Below are 2,120 nucleotides of genomic sequence, written 5' to 3' on the forward strand. Positions count from 1 at the left end.
GACGTCGCGGTGACCGCGGCGTCGACGTGGGTGGCGCTGGGCGGCACGTCGCTGTGTCGGGTCGGCGATGCGGTCGCGCAAGCGTTGGAGGCCGAGGACCTCGAGGGTGCGCGGCCTGAAAATCCACTCCGAGGGGGTGGACAAATTAAGGGGGGTGGACAGGGTGGACACGTGGACAGGGGGTCTGGGTCAAAATTTGAATCCGTATGAGGGTGACCTAATAACCCCAGGTAGTTATATATATGTATGTAAATTCATCTTCTAAAAGGATTCCACCATTCACCCACACCCATTTTTGGTGTCCACCCTGTCCACCTGTCCACCCCTGCCTTGGTCGGGTGGACGCTCATTGTGGGTTGGTGGTGTACCCGTCGGTGTCGTTGCCGGTGATCCACCCGTAGCTAGCGGCGAGCTTGATGGCGGGTTCGTAGGCGTCGCGGTCGCGTGAGTTAAGGGCCTTGCGGAGGTCGCCGCGCTTGATGGGTTTGCCTTCGGCGGTTGCTTGGCTGATCTTGTCGCGGAGGGTTTCGGCGACTCGTTCGGTGCGGTCGTTGTTGCGGACTTTCTCGGCGGCGATCTCTTCGTGGCCTCGGGAGGTGCCTCGGGCGGTGGCGGCGCGTTGGCGTTTGGCTCGGAGGGCGGATTCGATCTTGGTGCGTTGTTCGTCGGATTTGGCCATGACGATGGCGGAGAGGTTCCAGTCTTCTTGGTTCATGTGTCGGCGACCGTCGAGGATGGCCAGCGCAATGGCGACCTTTTCGCGGGCTTGTGCGCGGTGGCCGTCGAGGCCGACACCGCCGAGGATGGCGTCGAGGATTTCTTCTTTGATGTTGGCGGGTACGGGGAACTCGTTGGGCCAGGGTGAGGTCCAGGGGCCTCCGAGGTGGTTGAAGACGCTGCGGTCGAATCGGGGCGGAATCGGCGGCGGGCTGGTCTTGAGGCCGAGGGTTTCGATGCGGCGTTTGTCGCGGGCCTCGGCGAAGATGAAGCGGTGCGGTGTGCCCCCTGCGCGGGCGTCGTCGGTGAAGAGGATGCCGCCGCGTTCGGGCTGGATTCCGACAAGCATCGTGAGGCGATAGGCGTTGCCGGGGACGATGACGCGTTTGTCGTTGGCGGCGACTCCGAATCCGAGTTGTTCGCCGGACCATCCTTTCTTGAGGACTTCGTCGAGGGTTGCGCCGCCGCGTTCGGCGAGCTTTTCGAGGGTGCCGACTTCGCTGGCGTCGAGGTTGACTGCGCGGCGTGCCCATTCGTAGGTGTCGGAGCCGTTGACGTAGGAGTCGATGATGAGGCCGTCCTTCTTGATCTGGGCGGCTCGGGTGGGCGTGATCGGGCGCATGAACTGTTTGACGAGTCCTTCGCCGGTGCCGATGGGTACGTCTTGGTCGCGGTTATGGCCCATGAAGTCGGCTCCGACGCCGGTGGCTTGGCCCTTGCCGCCGCCGGGTTCGGCGACGATGGCGCCGAAGAAGTTGAGACTGCCGGGGCTGCCGACGCGTCCGATGCGTGGGAGGGCGACGGTGTGGGGGACGTCGTGGAGGGCGAAAACCATGCAGCACAGTAGGACTCCCCACGGGGAGGCATAGCCGTTATCGGCGTAGTCGCGGATGTTGCGGAGCGATTGGCGGCGGTCCCAGAACTGCGCGTCCTCGTCGGCGTAGATCGCTTTTGCGGCGGCGGTGTGCGTTGTGGGGTCGGTGAAGGGCGTGGCGGGGTCCTCGGGGTCTTCCGGGTCGGCTGCGGTGGTGTCCGCGTCGGCGTTGTCAGGGGCGTCCATCGCGTCAGCCTCGTCCGTGGTGGTGTTGCTGTCGTCGGCGGTGTCCTGGGGGCCTTCGTCGGTCTCGGGTTGATCCTCGGCGTCCTGGGGGCCGTCGACGGGTGCGGGTTCGTCGGGCTCGTAGTCCGGGACTTCGAGGGGCGCCGGGTCCGGCGTGATGCCGAGGACGTTGTTGGGGAGGACGCTTTTGCCCTCGGCCATCCAGGGGGGCATGTCGACGGTGGAGTCGGTGTTCTCGTCGTCGAAGTCGTCGTTGTAGGCGGGCTCGGCGGTCATTGCGCGCTCGATTCTGTTGCGGTGGACCAGCGGGGCGGGACGAGGCTGGCGCTGTCCTTTAAACACA

At 65.0% G+C, this 2,120-nt stretch carries 2 pseudogenes; one reads left to right on the forward strand and one right to left on the reverse strand.

The window, feature by feature from the left end:
- Positions 1-114: pseudogene (locus FFS52_RS24015) on the forward strand (cobalamin biosynthesis protein); the annotation flags it as partial.
- Between the two features lie 232 nt (positions 115-346).
- Here the strand turns inward: FFS52_RS24015 and FFS52_RS23450 are convergent.
- Positions 347-2,120 (reverse strand): annotated as a pseudogene (locus FFS52_RS23450) (hypothetical protein); the annotation flags it as partial.

This window comes from Gordonia sp. ALPHA1B1 (assembly GCF_005502615.1).
Lineage (GTDB): Bacteria > Actinomycetota > Actinomycetes > Mycobacteriales > Mycobacteriaceae > Gordonia > Gordonia hongkongensis.